Annotated in this window: 21 protein-coding genes; 9 read left to right on the top strand and 12 right to left on the bottom strand. The window is 64.3% G+C overall.

The features are described 5' to 3' along the window. Nucleotides 1-32: 32 nt before the first annotated feature. Entirely contained in the window at nucleotides 33-548 is a 516-nt protein-coding gene (locus G7020_RS03020; RefSeq protein WP_181082466.1) for a dihydrofolate reductase, read from the top strand. A gap of 22 nt (nucleotides 549-570) precedes the next feature. On the opposite strand, the gene G7020_RS03015 is transcribed toward G7020_RS03020, so the two are convergent. Together G7020_RS03015 and G7020_RS03010 are read right to left on the bottom strand one after the other, a co-directional pair. Beyond that, the gene (locus G7020_RS03015) at nucleotides 571-1,026 is read right to left on the bottom strand and encodes a metallophosphoesterase family protein (RefSeq protein ID WP_181082465.1); all 456 of its coding nucleotides are present in this window, start codon (nucleotides 1,024-1,026) and stop codon (nucleotides 571-573) included. A gap of 100 nt (nucleotides 1,027-1,126) precedes the next feature. After that, entirely contained in the window at nucleotides 1,127-2,512 is a 1,386-nt protein-coding gene (locus G7020_RS03010) for a uracil-xanthine permease family protein (protein WP_181082464.1), read from the bottom strand. Between the two features lie 134 nt (nucleotides 2,513-2,646). On the opposite strand from G7020_RS03010, the gene G7020_RS03005 reads away from it, so the two are divergent. Beyond that, nucleotides 2,647-3,006: a DUF1090 domain-containing protein gene (locus tag G7020_RS03005; RefSeq protein WP_181082463.1), complete on the top strand. Its 360-nt coding sequence runs from the start codon at nucleotides 2,647-2,649 to the stop codon at nucleotides 3,004-3,006. Between the two features lie 96 nt (nucleotides 3,007-3,102). Here G7020_RS03005 and G7020_RS03000 read toward each other — a convergent pair whose 3' ends face one another. The 4 genes from G7020_RS03000 to G7020_RS02985 all read right to left on the bottom strand — a co-directional run bounded on the left by G7020_RS03000 (nucleotide 3,103) and on the right by G7020_RS02985 (nucleotide 9,145). Next, a complete protein-coding gene (locus tag G7020_RS03000) occupies nucleotides 3,103-4,641 on the bottom strand; it encodes a nucleobase:cation symporter-2 family protein (RefSeq protein ID WP_181082462.1) in 1,539 nt (512 codons plus the stop codon). Nucleotides 4,642-5,021: 380 nt separating this feature from the next. Then, nucleotides 5,022-6,860 carry a dihydroxy-acid dehydratase gene (gene ilvD / locus G7020_RS02995; RefSeq protein ID WP_181082461.1) on the bottom strand — a complete coding sequence of 613 codons (1,839 nt, stop codon included), beginning with the start codon at nucleotides 6,858-6,860 and terminating at the stop codon, nucleotides 5,022-5,024. Between the two features lie 438 nt (nucleotides 6,861-7,298). Continuing rightward, a complete protein-coding gene (locus G7020_RS02990; RefSeq protein ID WP_181082460.1) occupies nucleotides 7,299-8,495 on the bottom strand; it encodes a class I SAM-dependent rRNA methyltransferase in 1,197 nt (398 codons plus the stop codon). 110 nt (nucleotides 8,496-8,605) lie between these two features. Continuing rightward, on the bottom strand, nucleotides 8,606-9,145 hold the full coding sequence (locus G7020_RS02985; protein WP_181082459.1) for a type 1 glutamine amidotransferase domain-containing protein: 540 nt from the start codon (nucleotides 9,143-9,145) through the stop codon (nucleotides 8,606-8,608). Nucleotides 9,146-9,322: 177 nt separating this feature from the next. On the opposite strand from G7020_RS02985, the gene mutM reads away from it, so the two are divergent. From mutM to G7020_RS02970, 3 genes are all read left to right on the top strand, one after another. Further along, complete coding sequence (mutM, locus tag G7020_RS02980) at nucleotides 9,323-10,135, top strand: bifunctional DNA-formamidopyrimidine glycosylase/DNA-(apurinic or apyrimidinic site) lyase (RefSeq protein ID WP_181082594.1); 813 nt, start codon at nucleotides 9,323-9,325, stop codon at nucleotides 10,133-10,135. Between the two features lie 119 nt (nucleotides 10,136-10,254). Continuing rightward, on the top strand, nucleotides 10,255-10,596 hold the full coding sequence (locus G7020_RS02975; protein ID WP_181082458.1) for a multidrug transporter: 342 nt from the start codon (nucleotides 10,255-10,257) through the stop codon (nucleotides 10,594-10,596). A gap of 99 nt (nucleotides 10,597-10,695) precedes the next feature. After that, entirely contained in the window at nucleotides 10,696-12,540 is a 1,845-nt protein-coding gene (locus tag G7020_RS02970; protein WP_181082457.1) for a Na/Pi symporter, read from the top strand. A 52-nt stretch (nucleotides 12,541-12,592) separates the two neighbouring features. Here G7020_RS02970 and G7020_RS02965 read toward each other — a convergent pair whose 3' ends face one another. From G7020_RS02965 to G7020_RS02940, 6 genes are all read right to left on the bottom strand, one after another. Continuing rightward, a complete protein-coding gene (locus tag G7020_RS02965; protein ID WP_181082456.1) occupies nucleotides 12,593-12,844 on the bottom strand; it encodes a YfhL family 4Fe-4S dicluster ferredoxin in 252 nt (83 codons plus the stop codon). A gap of 104 nt (nucleotides 12,845-12,948) precedes the next feature. After that, on the bottom strand, nucleotides 12,949-13,431 hold the full coding sequence (coaD, locus tag G7020_RS02960; protein WP_181082455.1) for a pantetheine-phosphate adenylyltransferase: 483 nt from the start codon (nucleotides 13,429-13,431) through the stop codon (nucleotides 12,949-12,951). Nucleotides 13,432-13,607: 176 nt separating this feature from the next. Beyond that, nucleotides 13,608-15,038 carry a coniferyl aldehyde dehydrogenase gene (locus G7020_RS02955; RefSeq protein WP_181082454.1) on the bottom strand — a complete coding sequence of 477 codons (1,431 nt, stop codon included), beginning with the start codon at nucleotides 15,036-15,038 and terminating at the stop codon, nucleotides 13,608-13,610. Between the two features lie 393 nt (nucleotides 15,039-15,431). Then, nucleotides 15,432-16,025, bottom strand: coding sequence for a 16S rRNA (guanine(966)-N(2))-methyltransferase RsmD (gene rsmD / locus G7020_RS02950; protein WP_181082453.1), 594 nt, complete (start codon nucleotides 16,023-16,025; stop codon nucleotides 15,432-15,434). Beyond that, complete coding sequence (locus G7020_RS02945) at nucleotides 16,025-17,557, bottom strand: M16 family metallopeptidase (RefSeq protein ID WP_181082452.1); 1,533 nt, start codon at nucleotides 17,555-17,557, stop codon at nucleotides 16,025-16,027. Before G7020_RS02945 ends, rsmD begins: the two co-directional genes overlap by 1 nt. Then, the gene (locus G7020_RS02940) at nucleotides 17,550-18,905 is read right to left on the bottom strand and encodes a M16 family metallopeptidase (protein WP_181082451.1); all 1,356 of its coding nucleotides are present in this window, start codon (nucleotides 18,903-18,905) and stop codon (nucleotides 17,550-17,552) included. The genes G7020_RS02945 and G7020_RS02940 overlap by 8 nt, the downstream gene beginning before the upstream one ends. A 319-nt stretch (nucleotides 18,906-19,224) precedes the next feature. Here G7020_RS02940 and ftsY point away from each other — a divergent pair, with 319 nt between their 5' ends. The 4 genes from ftsY (at nucleotide 19,225) to rpoH (ending at nucleotide 23,179) form a co-directional block, all read left to right on the top strand. Continuing rightward, the gene (ftsY, locus tag G7020_RS02935) at nucleotides 19,225-20,535 is read left to right on the top strand and encodes a signal recognition particle-docking protein FtsY (protein WP_181082450.1); all 1,311 of its coding nucleotides are present in this window, start codon (nucleotides 19,225-19,227) and stop codon (nucleotides 20,533-20,535) included. Next, entirely contained in the window at nucleotides 20,532-21,203 is a 672-nt protein-coding gene (gene ftsE, locus G7020_RS02930; RefSeq protein WP_181082449.1) for a cell division ATP-binding protein FtsE, read from the top strand. The genes ftsY and ftsE overlap by 4 nt, the downstream gene beginning before the upstream one ends. Continuing rightward, nucleotides 21,200-22,213, top strand: a complete 1,014-nt coding sequence (ftsX, locus tag G7020_RS02925) for a permease-like cell division protein FtsX (RefSeq protein WP_181082448.1) — start codon at nucleotides 21,200-21,202, stop codon at nucleotides 22,211-22,213. Before ftsE ends, ftsX begins: the two co-directional genes overlap by 4 nt. A gap of 111 nt (nucleotides 22,214-22,324) precedes the next feature. Beyond that, nucleotides 22,325-23,179 (top strand): RNA polymerase sigma factor RpoH, encoded by an 855-nt coding sequence (gene rpoH / locus G7020_RS02920; protein ID WP_181082447.1) that lies wholly within the window; start codon nucleotides 22,325-22,327, stop codon nucleotides 23,177-23,179. Nucleotides 23,180-23,474 lie beyond the last annotated feature (295 nt).

Here is a 23,474-nt window from a genome sequence, read left to right as displayed (position 1 = left end):
TGCCCGTCCGGCCCTCTGTTATTCTCGCGGCCATGAATCAGACCTCCCTTCCCCTCGCGATGATCGCCGCCCTGGCGGAAAACCACGTCATCGGGCTCGACAACAAAATGCCCTGGCATCTGCCGGCGGATCTCAGGCACTTCAAGGCGATGACGCTCGGCAAGCCAATCATCATGGGCCGCAAGACCTGGGATTCGCTCGGACGACCGCTGCCGGGCCGCTTGAATCTGGTGGTCAGCCGCCAGGCCGATCTGCGGCTCGAAGGCGCGGAAACCTTTTCCAGCCTTGAGGAGGCCTTGCTGCGCGCCGAATGCTGGGCGCGCGAGCAGGGCGTGGACGAGATCATGCTGATCGGTGGTGCGCAGCTCTATGGCCAGGCGCTGGAGCGCGCCCGGCGCCTGTACCTGACGCGCATCGCCGCCAGCCCGCAGGGCGACGCCTTCTTCCCCGCGTTCGACGAGACGCAGTGGTGCTGCCGCGAAAGCCTGGCGCATCAGGCCGAAGGCGAAGTGCCGGCCTATCGTTTCGAGACCTGGGAACGGGGCTGAATGCCGTCGCGCCAGCAGCCGGTCAACCCAGGTTGACCAGCTCGGCCTGCGCGGTGCCGTTTTCCAGCCGCAGCAATGCTAGGCTGATCGGCAGCTTGAAGCGTCGCGGGCCGGCGCTGCCGGGATTGACGTAGAGCACGCCGCTGCGGCGTTCGATCTTCGGCTGGTGCGAATGGCCGCTCACCATCACATCGATGCCGGCTGCGACCGGATCGAAATCCAGCTGCTTGAGGTCGTGCAATACATGCAGGCTGAGGCCGCCGATATGCAGGTCCAGCCGCTCGGGCAGTGCCAGCGCCCAGTCGGTCGTGTCGATATTGCCACGGATGACATCCAGCGGTGCGAGTGCGCGCAGGCCGTCGAGTACCGCCGCCTTGCCGATGTCGCCGGCATGGATGATCCGTGAGCAGCCACGCAGGGCGGCCAGCGCCTCGGGACGGAGCAGACCGTGGGTGTCGGAGATCAGGCCGATGCGCATGCGGGTTCACGCCTCTGGGTCGAGTGGGCTGGACAGGCCATTCGACCCCAGGCCGGGCGCCGTGTGTGCGGCGTCTCGGCAGCGCTGATCGGGCTTTCGGTCACGGTTCCGGGTGGGCGGCGGGCGACTCCGGCAGGAACCAGTTCATCACCAGCGCGCAGATGCCGCCGGTGGCTACGCCCGATTCCAGCACGCTGCGCAGGCCGGCTGGCATGTGCGCAAGAAATTCCGGTACCTGCGAAAAGCCCAGGCCGAGCGCCAGCGATACCGAGATGATCAGCAGCGCGCGGCGATCCAGCTGGATGCCGGCGAGGATGTTGATGCCCGCTGCGGCCACCGCGCCGAACATCACCAGTGCCGCGCCGCCGAGCACCGGCTCGGGCACCGCCTGCAGCACGCCGGCCACCGCCGGGAACAGGCCGAGAATGACCAGCAGGGCGGCGATCCACAGACCCACGTAGCGGCTGGCGATGCCGGTGAGCTGGATGATGCCGTTGTTCTGCGCGAACACCGAGCTGGGGAAGGTGTTGAAGAAGCCGGCCAGCAGCGAGTTGGCGCCGTTGACCAGCACGCCGCCCTTGATCCGCTGCATCCACAGCGGGCCTTCCACCGGCTCGCGGGAAATCTTGCTGGTGGCGGTGACGTCGCCGATGGCCTCCAGCGAGGTCACCAGATAGATCACCACCATGGGGATGAACAGGCTCCAGGAGAAGCCCAGGCCGAAGTGCAGCGGCATCGGCACTTCGAACAGGTTGGCCTCGCGCATGCCGGTGAAATCCAGGCGGCCCAGATAGGCGGCCAGCGCATAGCCGATGGCCAGGGCGATGATGATGGCGCAGCTGCGCATCCACACCACCGGCAGGCGGTTGAGGAGGACGATGGCGCCCAGTACCACGCCGGACAGCAACAGGTTCTCGCCGTTGGCGAAGGTGCCGTCGCCCATGGCCGCGTAACCGCCGCCCATGCTGATCAGGCCGACCTTGATCAGCGTCAGGCCGATCATCAGCACCACGATGCCGGTCACCAGCGGGGTGATCAGGCGTTTGACGAACGGCAGGACGCGCGACACGCCCATCTCGATGAAAGAGCCGGCGATCACCACGCCGAAGATCGCCGCCATCACCGCCTCGACCGGCGTGCCCTGCTGGACCATCAGCACGCCACCGGCGATCAGCGGTCCGACGAAATTGAAGCTGGTGCCCTGGACGATCAGCAGTCCCGCGCCGAACGGACCGAAGCGCTTGCACTGGACGAAGGTGGCGATGCCGGAAATCACCAGCGACATGGACACGATGATATTGGTGTCGCGTGGCGACACGCCGATGGCCTGGCAGATCAACAGACCCGGCGTGACGATCGGCACGATGATCGCCAGCAGGTGCTGCAGTGCGGCGAGAAAGGCGACCCAGGGCCGGGGGCGGTCGTTGAGCCCGTAGACCAGTTCATCGGGTGTTTCGTGGGTGGTGTGATTGTCGGGAGAGCTCATGGCCGGCCTTCAGGCGAAAAGAGCGCGATTCTACTGGCCGGGATGTGCGACGGACAGTGTCAGTGCCTTCCGGCCACCCCTTGCGCAACCCGCGGCATCTACAATCAGCGAAACCCAATCGAGGAGTGCCCCGAATGAAAACCGTCATCGCAATGACCTTGCTGTCGCTCGTCACCGGCCTGGCCCACGCCCAGGAAAGCTGTGCCAGCAAGGAAGCGGACATCCTCCGCCAGCTGGAGCATGCCCGCGAGCAGGGCAACACCGGACGTATCGAGGGTTTGGAAACCGCGTTGGGCAAGGTCCGGGCACACTGTACCGACGCAGGGCTGCAGGCCGAACGGCAGGAAGAGATCGACGAGGCGCGAGAGGAAATCCGCGAGCGTGAAGCCGAGCTGCAGGAGGCGTTGCGTGAGGGCGATCCGAAGCAGATCGAAAAGCGCGAGCGCAAACTGGCCGAAGCCAGGGAGGAGTTGCGCGAGGTGTTGGAAGACTAGCGCTTGGCGCAACAGCGTCAACACCGTGTTCTGCATAAGACGATGCCCGCCTGGGTGGGCGGGCATCGTCTTCAAACGGGCTCTCGTGTAGCGCCCTTATCCGCTGCTCGGGACGGCCGTCGCCACCTTGGCGTGCGGTTCCTGTGAGGGCGCGCTGTGGTCCTCGGGGCTGATTACTGGAACCTCGTTGCCATCGGCGTCATACAGCTTGCCGTTGCGGAAGTGGTCGCCATCATGCAGTGCGGCGACGTCCTGGTAGCGCAGGGTACGCTCGCTGGCGGCAACGAATACCGACTGCTGGTCGGAGTTGCCGGCGGTCAGGTGGTTGAACAGCAGGTTCAGCAGGATGGCCATGATCGCCGCCGAGCTGATGCCCGAGTGGAAGATGGTCTCGAACCAGGCCGGGAAGTGGTGGTAGAAGCTCGGCGCGGCGATCGGGATCATGCCGAAGCCGATCGAGGTGGCGACGATGATCAGATTCATGTTGTTGCGGTATTCGACCTGCGCCAGGGTACGGATACCCGCGGCGGCCACGGTACCGAACAGCACGATGCCCGCGCCACCCAGCACTGCGGTGGGCACCGCGGCAACCAGGCGACCCATCACCGGCAGCAGGCCGAGTGTCACCAGAATCAGACCGGCGCTGGCCACCACGTAACGGCTCTTGATGCCGGTAACGGCCACCAGCCCCACGTTCTGGGCGAAGGCGCTCTGGGTGAAGGAGCCGAAGATCGGCGCCAGGCTGCTGGAAATCATGTCCGCCCGCAGGCCATCGCCCAGTCGCTTGGAGTCGACCTTGGTATCGATGATTTCGCCGACGGCAAGGATATCGGCGGAGGTTTCCACCAGCGTGACGATGACCACGATCAGCATCGACAGGATCGCCGCGAACTGGAATACCGGCGCGCCAAAATGCAGCGGCGAGGGCATGGCCACCACCGGGCCGTCCAGTACACCGGAGAAGTCGGCCATGCCGAAGAACACTGCGGCCACGGTGCCGATCACCATCGCCAGGAGGATCGACAGCCGGGAAATGGTGGCGCTGCCGAGTTTGCTCAGCAGCAGCACGCACGCCAGGGTGAAGCCCGCCAGGCCGATATTGGCCATGCTGCCGAAGTCCGCGGCCTGACTGTTGCCGCCCATGGCCCAGCGTGCCGCGACAGGCATCAGGGTCAGGCCGATGGTGGTGATGACGATGCCGGTCACCAGTGGCGGAAAGAACTTGGTGATACGTGAGAACACCGGTGTGATCAGCAGGCCGATCAGCGAGGCGGCGATCACCGCGCCGAATACCACCGGAAGCCCTCCGGAGCCGTCGTTGCCGATGATGGCGATCATCGTCGCCACGCCGGCGAAGGATACGCCCTGTACCAGCGGCAGCTGGCAGCCGAAGAACGGCAGGCCGATCGTTTGCAGCAGGGTGGCCGCGCCGCCGGCGAACAGCGAGGCGGCAATCAGCAGGCCGATTTCGGCTGCCGAGAGACCGGCGGCCTGACCGACGATCAGCGGCACCGCGACGATGCCTCCGTACATGGTCAGGACGTGTTGCAGGCCATAGGCCAGGTTGGCGCCGACGCCGAGGTTCTCGTCCTCTGGACGCTTCTCCGAAGGGGTGCTTACGGATGAGACTGTCATGGTGAGTTCTCGCTGTTGTTCTTGTGTCGGTCAATGTAGACAAAAAGTCACTGCATTTGCCAGTCATTTGTATACATTTTTATTTGTCGAGAAATAGCTGACATTAGCGTCAAAGATCGAAATATAGAGCGTAATTACGTCTATCTACGAAGTGCTCGCTGGCTGCCGTTTTTCATGTTCGACGAATGGTGAGGAAGAAAAAGCTGATTTTGACAGCTGTTCCGGGAGGAAGGCGGACAGGAAAAATTTTGTCGAAAGCAGATTTTGTGAACAGGCTAAGGAGGCGATAGAGCCGATTCGGTTCGCTGGCCTCTGGGAGCGAAACCGAGCTGGAAACAAAAAGCCCGGCAGATGCCGGGCTCTGTCTTAGCGCGGGTAACTCAACCGTCCAGCAGCGCCTTGTTGCGCACCGCGCCCTTGTCGGCGCTGGTGGCCAGCAGGGCGTAGGCCTTGAGTGCGGTCGAGACCTTGCGTGTGCGTGGCTGTGCCGGCTTCCAGCCGAGCTTGTCCTGCTCGATCCGGCGGTGGGACAGGTCTTCATCGCTGACCTGCAGCTGGATGCTGCGGTTGGGGATGTCGATCAGCACCTTGTCGCCGTCGCGCACCAGGCCGATGGCGCCGCCGGCGGCGGCTTCCGGCGAGGCGTGGCCGATGGACAGGCCCGAGGTGCCGCCGGAGAAGCGACCGTCGGTGAGCAGCGCGCATTCGGCCCCCAGTCCCTTGGACTTCAGGTAGCTGGTCGGATAGAGCATTTCCTGCATGCCCGGACCGCCTTTCGGGCCTTCGTAGCGGATGATGACGATGTCGCCGGGCTTCACCTCGTCGGCGAGGATGCCCTTCACGGCGCTGTCCTGGCTTTCGTAGATCTTCGCGGTGCCCTCGAAGACGTGGATGGATTCATCGACGCCGGCGGTCTTCACCACGCAGCCGTCCAGGGCGATGTTGCCATAGAGCACGGCCAGGCCGCCTTCCTGGGAATAGGCGTGTTCGACCGAGCGGATGCAGCCGTTTTCGCGGTCGGCGTCGAGGCTGTCCCAGCGGGTCGCCTGACTGAATGCGGTCTGTGTCGGAATGCCTGCCGGACCGGCCTTGAAGAAGGTGTGTACGGCCTCGTCCTCGGTCTGGGTGATGTCCCACTGGGCGATGCCTTCAGCCATGGTCCGGCTGTGGACGGTGGAGACGTCGGTGTGCAGCAGTCCGCCACGGGCCAGTTCGCCGAGGATCGAGAAGATGCCGCCGGCGCGGTGCACATCTTCCATGTGGTACTTCTGGATGTTCGGTGCCACCTTGCATAGCTGCGGCACCTTGCGCGACAGCGCATCGATGGCGCGCAGGTCGAAGTCCACCTCGCCTTCCTGGGCGGCGGCCAGCAGGTGCAGGATGGTGTTGGTCGAGCCGCCCATGGCGATGTCCAGGGTCATGGCATTCTCGAACGCCTTGATGCTGGCGATGTTGCGCGGCAATACCGACTCATCGCCTTCAGCGTAGTAGCGCTTGCACAGCTCGACGGCGACACGACCGGCACGCAGGAACAGCTGCTCGCGGTCGGCGTGGGTAGCCAGCATGGTGCCGTTGCCCGGCAGGGACAGGCCCAGGGCTTCGGTCAGGCAGTTCATCGAGTTGGCAGTGAACATGCCCGAGCAGCTGCCGCAGGTGGGGCAGGCGCTGCGCTCGTACTCGGCGACCTTCTCGTCCGAGCAGGAGTCGTCGGCGGCGACCACCATGGCATCCACCAGGTCCAGACCGTGGGAGGCCAGCTTGGTCTTGCCGGCTTCCATCGGGCCGCCGGAGACGAACACCACCGGGATGTTCAGGCGCAGGGCGGCCATCAGCATGCCGGGGGTGATCTTGTCGCAGTTGCTGATACAGACGATGGCGTCGGCGCAGTGGGCGTTGACCATGTATTCCACCGAGTCGGCGATGATCTCGCGACTCGGCAGCGAATAGAGCATGCCGTCGTGGCCCATGGCGATACCGTCGTCGACGGCGATGGTGTTGAACTCCTTGGCTACGCCGCCATGCTTTTCGATCTCGCGAGCGACCAGCTGGCCCATGTCCTTGAGGTGCACGTGGCCAGGCACGAACTGGGTGAAGGAGTTGGCGATGGCGATGATCGGCTTCTTGAAGTCTTCGTCCTTCATCCCTGTGGCGCGCCACAGGGCGCGGGCGCCGGCCATGTTGCGGCCGTGGGTGGAGGTTTTCGAGCGGTAATCGGGCATGACGGAATCCTGCGACTGAACGGCTGATCGAATGGTGCTTATGGTGAGCGTCATCTGTGCCGTGTGCAACGGCAGGTGGCTGTGCAGGCGCAGGGGGCTTGAACGAGGCGGGTATCGCTCGTGCGGCCCGGCTCACGGGCCCGCCGGGGTGCTGGCGAGGAATGCTCCGATTCTACGCGGGCTGGCGAGGTCGGGGAAGGCTGATGGTCGGCATGAGCAGGTCATTGTCGAGCACGCGCGTGATCTTCGTGGGAGCGGGCCATGCCCGCGAAACCGGCTCAGGTGTCGGCGCGGTTGCCTTCGCGAGCATGGCTCGCTCCTGCGAAGTGTGATGCTGCACCGGGGCTTCAGCCAAGAAGCCCTTGGCTAAGCCATTCGCGACTGAAGTCGCTCCCACGGGGTGCCGTCGTTCGCATTCATTGCTGGCGGCTTGTGCCGTCAGCTGTTGGGCAAGATCCGGCAGGTGATGCTCTTGATGTAGCGCGTCTCCGGGATCGCCGGGTGCACCGGATGGTCCGGACCCTGGCCGCCGCGTTCGAGCAACTGGATGTTGCGGTCCAGATGGCGGGCGCTGCCGAGCAGGATGTTCTGCAGATCGTCCTCGGGCAGGTGCATGGAGCAGGAGGCGCTGACCAGAATGCCGTCCTTGCCGAGCAGGCGCATGGCCTGTTCGTTGAGGCGGCGATAGGCGGCCTCGCCGTTCTTGAGGTCCTTCTTGCGCTTGATGAAGGCCGGCGGGTCGGTGATGACCACGTCGAAGCGCTCCTCGGCGCTCTTCAGCTCCTTCATGGCCTCGAAGGCATCGCCCTCGACGCAGGTCATCTTCTCGGCCACGCCATTGAGTGCGGCATTGCGCTCGACGCCATCGAGGGCGAAGGCCGAGGCATCGACGCAGAAGACTTCGCTGGCGCCGAACACGGCGGCCTGCACACCCCAGCCGCCGATATAGCTGAACAGATCCAGTACGCGCTTGCCCTTGACGTAGGGTGCCAGGCGCGCGCGATTCATGCGGTGGTCGTAGAACCAGCCAGTCTTCTGGCCTTGCAGTACCGGCGCTTCGAATTTCACCCCGTTCTCCTCCAGCGCGACCCACTCGGGCACCACGCCGAAGGCGGTGTCGACATAGCGCTCCAGGCCCTCGGCATCGCGCGCGCTGGAGTCGTTCTTCCACAGCACGCCACGCGGCTTGAGCACCTGCACCAAGGCTTCGAGCACGGCATCCCGGTTGCGCTCCATGGTCGCCGAAGCCAGCTGCACCACCAGATGATCGTGGAAGCGGTCCACCACCAGGCCCGGCAGCAGGTCGGAATCGCCGTAGATCAGGCGGTAGCAGGGCTGCTCGAACAGGCGCTCGCGCAGCGACAGCGCGACCTGGATGCGATGCACCAGCAAGGATTTGTCCAGACTGTGCTTGAGGTCGCGCGACAGCAGGCGCGCGCAGATCAGGTTGTTTGGCGATACCCCGACGATACCCAGCGGCTTGCCGCCGGCGGCTTCGAGGATGGCCTGATCGCCGGCGGCAAAGCCGCTCAGCGGCGTGGCGGCGGTGTCCACTTCGTTGCTGTAGACCCACAGATGGCCGGCCCGCAGGCGGCGGTCGGCGTTGGCTTTTAGGCGCAGGCTGGGCAGGGTCATGAGGGGCGCTCCGGATGAGGGGCGGGCATTGTATAGGAGCTGCAAGCCGCAAGCCTCAACGTGCAAGGAAAAGCATGCATCCCGAGCTTGCAGCTTGCAGCTTGCAGCCGTCAGGCCGACAGCGCCTTGATCAACGCCTCGCTGAACGCAGGAATGTCATCGGGCTTGCGGCTGCTGATCAGGTGGCCGTCGATCACCACCTGTTCGTCGACCCATTCGGCACCGGCGTTTTTCAGGTCGTCGGCCAGCGAGGGCCAACTGGTCATGCGCTTGCCCTTGACCAGCTCGGCCGAGACCAGCAGCCAGCCTCCGTGGCAGATCACGGCGATGGTCTTGTTCGCGCGCGCGGCGTCGCGCACCAGTTCCTGAGCCATCTCGTCGGTGCGGATGGTGTCGGAATTGACCACGCCGCCGGGCAGCAGCAGGGCGTCATAGTCCTCCATGCGGATGCTGTCGAAGGTAGCGTCGATGGGGAATTCATCAGCCGGCGTGGTGTGATTCCAGCCGCGCACCTTGCCTGGTTTGGCCGAGACGAGTTCGATCCTGGCACCGACCTTTTCCAGGGCCTCGCGCGGGCCGGTCATCTCCACCTGCTCGAAGCCATCGGTCAGCAGGATCGCCACACGCTTGCCAGTGAGAGCTTGAGTCATAGCATGCCTCCGTTGGTTGGGACCCACTGAATGCGGGCCATCTGAAAATGGGACCCGCGCTGCGGGGAAAGTTCGCCCATCCATGCAGGCAGCAGAGCGTCGGGTAGAACAGGACACGGCAGCTCGATGCTTGCGCCCATGCTAGGATTCGCCAATTTCGCCCTGTCCCGTTTTGCCATGCCCGAACTTCCCGAAGTCGAAACCACTCGTCGCGGTATCGAACCGCATCTTGTCGGCCAGCGCGTTAGCCGTGTGATCGTGCGCGAGCGGCGCCTGCGCTGGCCGATCCCGGAGGATCTCGACGTGCGCCTGTCCGGCCAGCGTATCGAGGCGGTGGAGCGGCGTGCCAAGTACCTGCTGATCAGGGCCGAGGCGGGTACGCTGATCGCCCATCTGGGCATGTCCGGCAGTCTGCGTCTGGTGGATGCCGAACTGCCGCCGCTCAAGCACGAGCATGTCGATATCGTGCTGGAGTCGGGCATGGCGCTGCGCTATACCGATCCGCGGCGTTTCGGCGCGCTGCTGTGGAGCGCCGATCCACTCAGCCATGCGCTGCTCGCCAGCCTCGGGCCGGAGCCGCTCGGTGACGAGTTCGATGGCGATCGACTGTTCCGCATGTCGCGCGGGCGCAGCATGGCGATCAAGCCGTTCATCATGGACAACGCCGTGGTGGTCGGGGTCGGCAATATCTACGCCAGCGAGGCGCTGTTCGCCGCCGGTATCGACCCGCGTCGCGCCGCCGGTACGGTGTCGCGGGCGCGCTATCTGAAACTGGCGCAGGAAATCCGACGTATCCTCGCGTGTGCCATCGAGCGAGGCGGCACCACGCTGCGCGATTTCGTCGGCGGCGACGGCAAACCGGGCTACTTCCAGCAGGAGCTGTTCGTCTACGGGCGCGGCGGTGAGTTCTGCAAGACCTGTGGTTCGACCCTGCGCGAAATCCGCCTGGGTCAGCGTGCCAGCGTCCACTGCCTTCGCTGTCAGCGCTGAGTGCGACCTGGATCAACAACCACAGGCATTGACGGCGTTCACGATCAGCGTACGACAGGCACTGCTATAGTGACCGGCGAGCAACACCGCCCTGTTTCGCCCAGCTGAAGGATCACACCATGAAACTGTTTCGCTCCACTGCCGTTGTCCTGGCCCTGACCACTGGCCTGCTGGCGATGCCGGCTCATGCTCAGTCGACGCAACAGAATGCCAGCGGCGACCCCATGTATACCGTCGAGGCGCCCAAGGCTTTTTCCATCGTCGCTGACCTGCTGATCGCGCGGCCCTTGCTGATTGCTGCAACCGCCATCGGTGCCGGGGTGTTCGTCGTCAGTCTGCCGTTTTCCGCCATGGGCGGCGGCATCAAGGAAACCGGCCAGGCTCTGGTGGTCGAGCCTGGCGCCGCTGCCTTCGCCCGCTGCCTGGGCTGCACCCGCGTCGGCTACAACCGCCAGGACTGATCCGAGCGCCCCACAAAGGTCGGAGGCGCAGGGGCTTCCGGCTCTTGTGCGCTTGGCGTAGGCTTCGTCGCCTTATTCTGCGAGCGAAGCCGGAAAGCCGTGTCCAGTCGATTTCTCAAACTCTCATTACCCATTCTTGGGCTGCTGGTCCTTTCCTGGTCATTCTGGTCCAGCGAGGGCTGGTTGCAGCTCTGTGCCGGTCTGGCGCTGTTCCTGTTCGGCATGCAGTGCCTGGAAGAGGGTTTGCGCGAGCTCGCCGGCGGCAAGCTGGAGGAACTGCTGGGGCGTAGCACCTCGACAGCGGGCAAGGCGCTGCTGTTCGGTATCGGCGGCACCATGTTGCTGCAGTCCACCACGCTGGTTTCGCTGCTGACCATTGCCTTTATCAGTACCGGGCTGATCCAGCTGGCGGGCGGCATTGCCATTCTGTTCGGCGCCAATCTGGGGGCCAGCTTCGGTATCTGGCTGCTGGCCCTGGCCGGACAGAACATCAGCCTCAGTCCATTGGCCCTGCCGCTGCTGGTGTTCGGCGTGCTGGCTGGCTTCAACGGACCCAAGAGCAAGGCCGCCGGACGCATCGTGCTGGGCATCGCCTTTATCTTCCTGGGTATCGACGGGATCAAGGAGGGCTTTGACGCCTTCGGCGCGGGCATGGATCTGACCGAATACCGGGCCGATGGGCTGAGCGGACAATTGCTGTTCCTGGCCGTGGGCACTGTGCTGACCATGGTGCTGCAGTCCAGCCACGCCACCCTGATGCTGACGCTGGCGGCCCTGGCCAGTGGTCAGGTGGATCTGGCGCAGAGCCTGGCCATCGCTATCGGCGCCAACATCGGCAGCGCCGTGACTACCGGCCTGGTGGGTGCGCTGGGCGGCAATCGCAGTGGTCAGCGCCTGGCGCTGGTGCATGTGCTGTTCAACCTGGGTACCGCCCTGGTGACCTTCATTCTGCTACAGCCGCTGAGCTGGCTGGTGCTGTGGGTGAGTGGCCTGGTGGGGCTGGGCGACAACAGTCTGCTGCAACTGGCTCTGTTCCATACTCTGTTCAACGTGCTTGGCGTGTTGCTGTTCTGGTTCTGGCAGGATCGTCTGGCCGATCTCCTGGTGCGTTGGCTGCCCGAAGCGGAGGAGCCGCAGGTCCTGATCGCCGAGCTGGTTGTCCCCCAGGAGCGGCAGGAGCTGTCGACGACGCGTGCCCGTTACCTCGAAGAAGAGGCGCTGGACTCGGTGGATGCCGCCGCCAGTGCGGTGACGCGTGAGTTGCGGCACATGGGGCGCCTGAGCATGGAGGTGATCTGTCATGCACTCTATCTGCCGGTGGAACAGCTGGGGCAGGTGCCTGTTGACGAGCACTTGCTGCAGGCCCCGCCGGATGCCCATGCGCTGGATGCCGACGTGCTCTACCAGCATCACATCAAGGGTGTGTACAGCGACCTGTTGAGCTTCATGGGGCGCATGCACCTGCCGCAGGACGAGGCGCACCAGACGTTCTGGATGAATTGCCAGGTCGTTTCGCTGCAGTTGGTGGATGCGGTCAAGGACGCCAAGCACCTGCAGAAGAACCTCGGCCACTACCTGCGCCAGGACGAATCGGTGGTGCGCAAGAGCTACGTCGAGTTGCGTCGCCACCTGCTGGAAACCTTGCGTGAGTTGCGCGCCCTGCATCGCGCTGAACTGCCCGAAACCCTATGGCGCGAACGCCTGCAATGGCTGGATGACTGCGCCGCCGATTTCGATGGTGAATTCCGCAAGCGCCTCTTCATGGCGGTGCGCAACAAGCAGCTCGACGGCCTGCAGACCAGCTCACTGATGAACGACCTGGGTTATGCCAGCCGCATCATCCAGAGCCTGCGCAATGCGTTGCTGCTGGGCGAAGGAGCGGAACTGGCACGTTTGCTGAGAAATGAAGACGAACAGGAGGAGTCGCTGATTCTGGGGATCTGACGCGACCTGGAATGCCCTGTCAGGCGCTCCAGGCCGAAACGGCGGGAGCGACTCAGGCCTTGCCGGTGATGATCAGGTACTTCTGCATCAGCTCATCCTTGCTCTCGACATTGGTCACATCGAGCGGAATGCAATCCACCGGGCAGACCTGCTGGCACTGGGGCTCGTCATAGTGACCGACGCATTCGGTACAGAGATTGGGGTCGATGACGTAGATTTCCTCGCCCTGGGAAATGGCGCTGTTCGGGCACTCGGGCTCGCACACGTCGCAGTTGATGCAGTCATCGGTGATTATCAGGGACATCGGTTAACTCCAGCGGCGGCGCGGACCGCAGCACTCTAAGAACGACGCGCCAATTTTGCCGCATCGGCCCGCTCGGCGCACGCTGCGGTTGATGTCGGCACGGTTCACTTGTCGGCGTAACGCTCCGCCAGCGCCTTCACGACCGAAGGGTGAACGAACTTGGAGACATCACCATCGAGCCGGGCGATTTCGCGCACCAGGGTCGAGGAAATGTAGGAGAACTTCTCCGACGGGGTGAGGAAAAGGCTTTCCACGTCCGGCGCCAGCTGACGGTTCATGTTGGCCAGCTGAAATTCGTACTCGAAGTCCGACACCGCGCGCAACCCGCGCAGCAGGACATTGGCCTTCTGCTCAGCGACGAAATGCGCCAGCAGTGTGGAAAAGCCCAGCACCTTGACGTTGGGCAAATGCGCCGTCACTTCCTCCGCCAGTGCGACACGCTGTTCAAGCGGAAGCAGGGGATTTTTGTGCGGGCTGGCAGCAATCGCGATGATCACTTCGTCGAACAGGCGCGAAGCGCGTTCGATCAGGTCGGTGTGACCCATGGTGATCGGATCGAAGGTTCCCGGATACAGCACTCGGTTCATCGCGGCGTCCTGACGCATGCGTGGGGGGTGGATGGTAGCGGCTCGGTGTTGGCAGCGTAAAGTATCAAAGCATGGCCTGCTCGGTTCATCCGCCCGGCCAGTTGACGGGAAAGCCGGACGGTGTGCCACGCCGCATTGCCGAACGGGTCGAACCTGAGCAGGGCCAGGGCTTGCCCTCAGCGTACGAAAAGCCTGTAGACCAGCTTCTGCAGCGTCTTGCCATAGGGCGGGTAGACCAGTCGTGAGGCGTTGAAACGCTGCTTGACGAACACGCCCTTGGCCTTGCTGAAGGTCAGGAAACCCTCGTGGCCGTGGTAATGCCCCATGCCGGAGGGGCCGACGCCGCCGAAGGGCAGGTCGTCCTGGGCGACGTGCAGCAGGGTGTCGTTGAGGCAGACGCCACCGGAATGGGTGCGCTCCAGCACGGCCTGCTGCTCGGCCTTGTCGTAGCCGAAATAGTAGAGCGCCAGCGGTCGCGGACGGGCGTTGACGTAGGCCAGCGCCTGTTCCAGGTCGTCATAGGGCACGACGGGCAGCAGCGGGCCGAAGATCTCGTCCTGCATCACCCGCATCTCGTCGCTCACATCCAGCAGCAGGTGGTGCGGCATGCGCCGGCCCTGGCCCTGCTCGAACAGCGGCAGCAGGCGCGCGCCTCTGGCCTGGGCATCGTCCAGATAGTCCTGCAGGCGGGCCTGCTGGCGCGGGTTGATGATCGAGGTGTAGTCCGGGTTGTCGGCCAGTCGCGGATAAAAACGCTGGATGACCTGGCGATAGGCCTCGACGAAACTTTCCAGACGATCCTTCGGCACCAGCACGTAGTCGGGCGCCACGCAGGTCTGCCCGGCGTTGAGCGTCTTGCCGAAGGCGATGCGTTCGGCGGCATCAGCGAGCGGCACGCTGGCCGAGACGATGGCCGGCGACTTGCCGCCCAGCTCCAGGGTCACCGGCGTCAGGTTGTCCGCCGCGGCGCGCATCACCTGGCGGCCGATGCTGATGCTACCGGTGAACAACAGGTGATCGAAGGGCAGCCGCGAGAAGGCGATGCCCACGTCCGCCTCGCCCAGCACCACGGCCACCTGGTCCTCGGCGAATACCTGTGCCAGCAGATCCTTCAGCAACTGTCCGGTGGCAGGCGTCGATTCGCTCATCTTCAGCATCACCCGGTTGCCCGCCGCCAGCGCGCCGATCAGCGGGCCGATGGCGAGATAGAGCGGGTAGTTCCAGGGCACGATGATCCCGACCACGCCCAGCGGCTGGTACAGCACGCGCGCGCTGGCCGGCTGGAAGGCCAGCCCGACGCTGCGCCGCGAGGGCTTCATCCATTTGCGCAGGCGGCGCCTGGCGTAGTGGATGCCGTGCAGGCTGGGCATGAGTTCCGCCAGCCGGGTTTCGTCCGCCGAGCGATTGCCGAAATCCGTGCTGATGGCGTCGCTGATCGCCTGTTGATTACTGGCGAGCAGGTGATGCAGGGCGTCGAGCCATTGCAGGCGAGCCGCCGCGTCCGGATAGGGAGCGATCTGGAAGGCGCGGCGCTGCCGAGCGAGCAGCGACTGCAGGCGTTCGATCTCGGGGTTGGTCTGGTCCAGCTGTGCGACAGGGGCGGGCATGGCGACATTCCGGTGAAGGCGTGATCGGCATTGTTCGCGCTCACTGGTGCCTCTGCCAAGGTCATCGCCGTGCCGGGCGTATTGTCTGACCGAATAGCCTTGTGATTAGCCGATGTTCCCGGTACGTGTTGTTGGGTCAATCCTGCTTTTGTGGGGGCGGACTTGTCCGCGAAGCGCTTCCCGTACATCGGCGTGGTTCCATTCGCGGCCAAGGCCGCTCCCACAGGCGGTTCGTCGCATCGGGTAGATCGGGTCACGCTTCACCGACCCGACAAGCGAGCGGTCAGGCGCGTTAAATGCTGAGCGCTCAGGCATGGATGGTCGCACTGCATCGTCGGATTACGCCTTCGGCTAATCCGACCTACAACTAGCTTGCAAGAGCGCGCGCAGCGGTCAGGCGCTGCGCTCCCACAGCGCATAGTGGACGTTGCCGGCCTTCTTTTCCCGGTGCAGCCGCCAGTTGCCGGGCAGGCCGAGGCTCGATGGCACGGCTTCGCTTTCGGTATAGATCCAGGCGTTGTCGGCCAGCCAGCCCTTGCTTTCCAGCAGCTCGCAGGCCGGTTGCAGCAGGTTCTTGTTGAACGGCGGGTCGAGAAACACCAGGTCGAAGGGCGTCGGTGTCTGGGTATCCAGGTAGCGCAGGGCGTCGCTTTGCAGCAACTGGCCCTGGCCGCACTTGAGCGTGTCCAGATGCTTGCGCAGGCTGGCGATGGCATTGGCGTTTAGGTCCAGCGCCAGCGCCATGCTGGCGCCACGCGACAGCGCTTCCAGATAGAGCGCGCCGCTGCCGGTGAAGGCGTCCAGCACGCGCGCCCCGGACATATAGGGTGCGAGCCAGTTGAACAGCGTTTCGCGCACGCGATCCGGCGTCGGGCGCAGGCCTTCGGCGTCGGGAAAGGCGAAGCGCCGGCTGCGCCACTCGCCACCGATGATGCGCAATTGACCCTGGCCGCCGTGGGCGGAGGGGCGAATGGGTGGGTTGGCCATCAATGCTCCGGGACACTGCTGGGTTGTTCGAGGGGTTTGTCGCTCGGTGGCGGCAATGGTTTCTGCTCGACTTGCGGGCCGGCAGTGACGATGACGAAATCGTCCGCCTTCAGGTGCCTGCTCATCGCCGCTCTGACGTCTTCGACCGACAGCGCCTGGACCTGTTGCATGAAGTCTTCCAGATAGCTCAGTGGCAAATTGTAGAAACCGATGCTGCCAAGCTGACCGACAATGTCGGCATTGCTTGCAGTGGACAGCGGGAAGCTGCCGGCGGTCTGGCGCTTGCTGCGCTCCAGCTCGGCCTGGGTCGGACCTTCTTCGAGGAAATTCCCCACCAGTTGCTGTACCAGTTGCAGGGTGGCGTCGCTCATGTCGGCTCGGGTCTGCAGGTTGATCATGAAGGGGCCGTTGGTCTGCATGGGGCTGAAACCGGAATAGACGCCGTAGGTCAGCCCGCGCTTTTCCCGTACCTCTTCCATCAGCCGGGTGCCGAAACCGCCGCCGCCGAGGATCTGGTTGCCCAGGTAGAGTGCGGCGTAGTCCGGATGGCCTCGGGGGATGCCGAGCTGCGCCAGCAGCAGGTGGGTCTGGTTGGACGGATAGTCGAGGTGTTCGTGAGTGGCTGGCGGCTTGGTCGGGGCTGCCGGTGCAGGCATCGCAGAACCCTGCGGCAGGGCGGCGGACACCTGATCGGCAATCGCCTCGGCCTCGGCACGGCTGAGATCACCGACCAGGGCGATCACCACGTTGCCGGCGGTATAGGCTCTGGAATGGAAGTCGCGCAGTTGCTCGATATCGATGGCCGGGATGGAGGTGGGCGTGCCCTCGCTGGGGCGCGCATAGGGGTGGTCCTGGTACAGCTGCTCGAACAGCTTCAGGCTGGCCAGCTTGCCGGGGTTCTGTTTCTGGAACTCGAAACCGGTGAGCACCTGGTTCTTGATGCGTTGCAGCGAGTCCTCGGGAAAGCTCGGCTGGCCGACTACCTGGCTGAACAGCTGCAGCGCCGGCTCGCGCTTGTCCGCTGCGCTCAGGCTGCGCAGGCTGGCGATGGCCATGTCGCGGTAGGAGCCATTGCCGAAGTCGGCGCCCAGGCCCTCGAAGCCTTCGGCGATGGCGGTGACGTCCCGGCCTTCGATGCCTTCGTTGAGCATGGCGTTGGTCAGCATCGCCAGGCCGGGCCTGTCGCCGTCCTGGCTGCTGCCGGCGGCGAAGGTCAGGCGCAGGTCGAACATCGGCAATTCGTGGGCTTCGACGAACAGCACCCTGGCGCCGCCTTCGGTCTGCCAGCTGTGGATATCCAGCTTGCGGCGTGGCAGGGGCTGGTCGTCCAGTTCGGCCAGCGATTGCAGGCGCGGCTGATCCTGCTTGACACGGGCTATGGCCTGGCCGGATTCGCCCGGTGTCGCAATGTTCTGCGCCGGCGGGATGATGGCAGCCGTATCGCCGGCTTTGTTGTCGCAGGCGGTCAGGGCGAGGGGTGCGAGCAGGAGCAGGCCGAACAGGCCGCTGCGCATAAAGGTGCGATCACTCATCACCGGACTCCTCGGGCAGAACATGGGCAACGCTCAGGCGCGAGCGGGTGAAATAGGTGCGGGCGGCCTGCTGGATGTCTTCCGGCGTCACGGCTTCCAGCGCGGCGAGTTCCTCGTCCATCAGGCGCCAGGACAGGCCCACGGTTTCCAGCATGCCGATGGTGGTGGCCTGCTGGGTGATGGAGTCGCGCTCGTAGACCAGGCCGGCGATGACTTGGGCACGGACGCGCTCGAGTTCCTCGGGCGAAGGCGGCGTCTGCTTGAGCTGTTCCAGTTGCCTCCAGAGGCCCGCCTCGACTTCTTCGAGGGTGCGGCCCTCCTGCGTGTTGGGCGCGGCGCTGAGGACGAACAGGCTGTCGCCGCGCGCGTGGGCGTTGTACCAGACCGAGGCACTGCTCACCAGTTCCTCGCCGCGCTCCAGTTGCTGCGGCAGGCGCGCGCTGTAGCCGCCGTCGAGCAGTGCGGTGATCAGGCGCAGTGCATGGATCTGTCGCGGATTGTCGATCTCGGTCGCCAGACTGGCCGTGTTGAAGGCCATCATCAGGCTTGGCACCTGGGTGTTGAGGTGCAGGGTCAGACGGCGTTCGCCAGGTTCGTCCAGCTCCAGCGGGCGTTTGGCGCTGGGAATCGGACGCTTCTCGATCGGGCCGAAATAGCGCTCGGCCAGCGTGCGCACCTCATCAAGTTTCACGTCGCCGACCACCACCAGGGTGGCGTTGTTGGGCGCGTACCAGGCTTCGTACCAGGCGCGCAGTTCCTCGATGGTCATGCGGTCGAGATCGTCCATCCAGCCAATGGTCGGGGTGTGATAGCCGCTGGCGGGGTAGGCCATTGCCTTGAAGCGTTCGTAGGCCAGCGAGCTGGGCCTGTCATCGGTACGCAGGCGGCGCTCTTCCTTGATCACCTCGATTTCACGGGCGAATTCGTCGGCGGGCAGCTTGAGGCTGGCCAGACGGTCGGCTTCCAGCTCGAAGGCGACTGCCAGGCGATCACGCGCCAGCACCTGGTAATAGGCGGTGTAGTCGTCGCTGGTGAAGGCATTTTCCTCGGCGCCGAGTTCACGCAGGATGCGCGAGGCCTCACCGGCGCCGAGCGTGCGGCTGCCCTTGAACATCATGTGTTCGAGCGCATGGGAAAGGCCGGTCTGGCCGGGCGTTTCGTAGCTGGAACCGACCTTGTACCAGAGCTGGGAGACGACCACGGGAGCGCGATGATCTTCGCGGACGATCACCTTGAGACCGTTGTCCAGAAAGAACTCATGGGTTGGCTGGGCGTCGGCGGCGGTTACCAGCGGCAGATAGAGTGCGGCGAAGAGCAGAGCGGCGGCGTGACGTAGCATCGGGGGCATAGTGAAAGGCTCGTTCTGAAATGAATCCCACCGAGAGGCGTTGGCAGGCGGGAACACGCGAGGCATGGTACTGGGGCGTCGTGATCGGGGCAAAGTGGCGCGTGAATCGATATGTGACGGGAGCGCAAGCCCCAGGTGTTCGCGCATCGTCGTGGCCATGACGACCGTAGGGCCGAATTTCTTCGGCCTTTACGTCCGTGGCCGAACAGGTTCGGTCCTACAGCCGCACTTAGCGCAGTCGGTTGCGCGGTGCTAGGATAGCCCCGTCTGGCTGGCGGCGTGGCTGCTGGCGTTTCGCCCTCTTGAGAAAATCTTCTCCATGTTTGGTTCCAACGACGATAAGAAGACGCCAGCCGAGGCTGGCGAGAAGAAAGGCCTGTTCGGCTGGCTGCGCAAGAAGCCGCAGGCACCCGCAGCTGAGCCGCCGCCATCCGAGCCGCTGGAAGACAGCCAGCCGTTTGCAGATGAGCCCGATGAGCAGGCCAGGGAGCAACTGGCCGAGGCCGAGCTTGAGCAGCCCGAGCCCACCGCTGAGCCGGAAATTGAACCGGAAGTAGTGCCTCAGCCGGACCCTGAGCCGGTAGCACCAATCGACGAGCCTGAGGATGTGCCGCAAGCCCCGGTACTCGCGGAAGTCGTCGAACCGACGCCCCCTCCCGCCGCAGCAGAAGCACCGACCAAGCTGGGTTTTTTCGCTCGCCTCAAGCAGGGCCTGTCGAAAACCAGCGCCAGCATCGGCGAGGGCATGGCCAGCCTGTTCATGGGCAAGAAAGCCATCGACGATGACCTGCTGGACGAGCTGGAGACGCGCCTGCTGACCGCCGACGTTGGCGTCGAGGCCACCACGGCGATCATGCAGAGCCTGACTCGCCGTGTGTCCCGCAAGGAACTGGCTGACAGCGGTGCGCTGTACAAGGCGCTGCAGGAAGAACTGGCCAGCCTGCTCAAACCGGTCGAGCAGCCGCTGCGGATCGACTCCGGCAAGCAGCCGTTCGTGATCCTGGTGGTCGGCGTCAATGGCGTCGGCAAGACCACCACCATCGGCAAGCTGGCCAAGAAGCTGCAACTCGAAGGCAAGAAGGTCATGCTCGCCGCTGGCGACACCTTCCGTGCCGCTGCCGTGGAGCAGCTGCAGGTCTGGGGCGAGCGCAACAACATCGCGGTGATCGCCCAGCACACCGGCGCCGATTCCGCCTCGGTGATCTTCGATGCCGTGCAGGCCGCCAAGGCGCGTGGCATCGACGTGCTGATCGCCGATACCGCCGGCCGCCTGCACACCAAGGACAACCTGATGGAGGAGCTGAAGAAGGTCCGCCGGGTCATGGGCAAGCTGGACGAGACGGCCCCGCACGAAGTGCTGCTGGTGCTCGACGCCGGCACCGGCCAGAACGCCATCAACCAGACCAGGCAGTTCAACCAGGCGGTGGAACTCTCCGGGCTGGTGCTGACCAAGCTCGACGGCACCGCCAAGGGTGGGGTGATCTTCGCCCTGGCCAAGCAGTTCGGCACGCCGATCCGCTATATCGGCGTGGGCGAGGGCATCGATGACCTGCGCGCCTTCGAGGCTGACGCCTTCGTCAGTGCGCTGTTCGCCGAGAAAGGGACGAGTGCAGGTAATCCCCCGTCATGATTCGTTTCGACCAGGTCGGCAAGCGCTACTCCAACGGTCATGTCGGACTGCATGAACTGTCCTTCCAGGTGCAGCGTGGCGAGTTCCTGTTCGTCACCGGCCATTCCGGCGCTGGCAAGAGCACACTTTTGCGTCTGCTGCTGGCGATGGAGCGACCCACCAGCGGCAAGCTGCTGTTGGCCGGGCAGGACCTGTCGCGCATCAGCAATGCGCAGATTCCCTTCCTGCGTCGGCAGATCGGCGTGGTGTTCCAGAACCACCAGCTGCTGTTCGACCGTACGGTGTTCGACAATGCCGCCTTGCCACTGCAGATCCTCGGCCTGAACAAGCGCGAGATCGGCCAGCGGGTGATGACCGCGCTGGAGCGCGTCAGCCTCAAGGACAAGGCGCTGCAATATCCCTCGGACCTGTCCACCGGACAGCAACAGCGTGTCGGCATCGCCCGCGCCGTGGTGCATCGTCCGGCGCTGCTGCTGGCCGACGAACCCACCGGCAACCTCGACCCGCGCCTGGCCGCGGAGATCATGGGCGTGTTCGAGGACATCAACCGCCTCGGCACCACGGTGCTGATCGCCAGTCACGACCTGGCGCTGATCGCCCGCATGCGCCATCGCATGCTCACCCTGCAGCGTGGCCGCCTGATCGGCGACGGGGAGGCCGCCCGATGAGCGCCGAACGCAAATCCAACCCGAGTACCGCCGAGCGCGTGGGCGGCACGGTAAAGAAAGCGCCGCAGCACAATCCCGACGAGCCGGACTTCAAGACCCTGTTCCATGCCTGGCTGGAAAGCCATCGCGCGAGTCTGGTAGACAGCGTCGGGCGGCTGGTCAAGCAGCCGATCGGCAGCTTCTTCACCTGCCTGGTGATGGCCGTCGCGCTGAGTCTGCCCATGGGTCTGGCGCTGCTGTTGGATAACGTCGAGCGCCTGGGCGGTTCCTGGCAGCGCGCGGCGCAGATTTCCCTGTACATGCAGCTGGAGACCGATGCCGCCGCCGGCCAGGCGCTGCGCGAGCAGATTCTGCAAATGCCGGATGTCGCCGATGCCGAATGGATCAGTCGCGAGCAGGCGCTGGAGGAATTCCAGCAGCTGTCGGGCCTGGGCGAGGCGTTGCGCGAGCTGCCGGACAACCCGCTGCCCGGTGTCGTCGTGGTCACGCCCAATGAAGTCGACAAGGCCAAGCTGGAAACGCTGCGCCAGCGCCTGGCCGAACTGCCCGGCGTCGAGCAGGCCCAGCTCGATCTGCTCTGGGTCGAACGGCTGGCGGCGATTCTCAAGCTGGGCGACCGCTTCGTCTTCGGCCTGACGCTGCTGCTGATCGCCACCCTGCTGCTGGTGATCGGCAACACCATCCGCCTGCACATCGAGAATCGGCGCACCGAAATCGAGGTGGTCAAGCTGGTCGGTGGCACCGATGGCTACGTGCGTCGTCCGTTTCTCTACATGGGGGCACTCTATGGCCTGGGCGCGGGATTGATCGCCTGGCTGCTGCTGGCCTATGGGCTGGGCTGGCTGAACGAGGCGGTGATGGATCTGGCGGGGCTCTACGGCAGTGATTTCGGGCTGGCCGGCGTGCCCACCGAGGATGCTCTGTCACTGGTGCTTGGTGCGCTGCTGCTGGGCTATATCGGTGCCTGGCTGGCGGTGGCACGGCATCTGAATGAACTGGCTCCGCGCTGATAAGTGACTGTTATATAAAGACTTTGCTGCCCTGTAAGTGAACTTTTACACGGGCTTGCAGTCTTATCGGGCAATGTTAAACTGCTGCAGCTTCACTATCGGAGGATCTGCATGACATCTACTCTGCAACCTGTTCAGGCGCTGGTTCCGGGAGGCAATCTCGAAGCCTATGTGCAGACGGTCAACAGCATTCCGCTGCTGACGGTCGAGCAGGAACGCGATCTGGCCGGACGCCTGTTCTATCAGCAGGATCTCGAAGCCGCTCGCCAGATGGTTCTTGCCCACCTGCGATTCGTCGTCCATATCGCTCGCAGCTATTCGGGCTACGGTCTGGCCCAGGCCGACCTGATCCAGGAAGGCAACGTCGGCCTGATGAAGGCGGTCAAGCGCTTCAACCCGGAAATGGGTGTGCGCCTGGTGTCCTTCGCGGTGCACTGGATCAAGGCCGAGATTCACGAGTTCATCCTGCGCAACTGGCGCATCGTCAAGGTCGCCACCACCAAGGCGCAGCGCAAGCTGTTCTTCAACCTGCGCAGCCAGAAGAAGCGCCTGGCCTGGCTGAATAACGAGGAAGTCGAGCGCGTAGCCGACAGCCTTGGTGTCGAGGCGCGCGAAGTGCGCGAGATGGAAAGCCGGCTCACCGGTCATGACATGGCGTTCGATCCGGCGGCCGATGCCGACGACGACAGCGCCTACCAGTCGCCAGCGCATTATCTCGAGGATCACCGCTACGATCCGGCTCGCCAACTGGAGGATGCCGACTGGAGCGACAGTTCCAATTCCAGTCTGCACGAGGCGCTGGAAACGCTGGACGAGCGCAGCCGCGATATCCTGCAACAGCGCTGGCTGAGCGAAGAGAAGGCCACCCTGCATGACCTGGCGGCCAAGTACAGCGTCTCTGCCGAGCGCATTCGCCAGCTGGAAAAGAATGCGATGAACAAGCTCAAGGGTTCGATCCTGGCTTGATATCGTCGAAATGAGAAAGGCGCTGCAGGTTTGCCCGGCAGCGCCTTTTTTGTGCCTGCAGAAACCTGGCCGTAGGGCGGTCACGCTTTATCGGCCCGGCGAGACAGGCCGATGCTTTACTCGTCGGATTACGTCTGCGGCTAGGGCCTGTTAACGCTACTGGCTTGACGGCGAGTAATGCGGGATACTTCGCGCATGATGATCACACCCGAACAATTCTCCGCCATTGAACATTGCTTCCCGCGCCAGCGCGGCAATGTCAGCTTGTCGAACCTGGATGTCCTGAATGCGATCC

Source organism: Stutzerimonas stutzeri (genome assembly GCF_013522825.1).
In the GTDB taxonomy this organism is placed as follows: domain Bacteria; phylum Pseudomonadota; class Gammaproteobacteria; order Pseudomonadales; family Pseudomonadaceae; genus Stutzerimonas; species Stutzerimonas stutzeri_AK.
The sequence above is the reverse complement of the archived record's forward strand: the minus strand, read 5'-3'. Positions and strand labels throughout refer to the sequence as shown.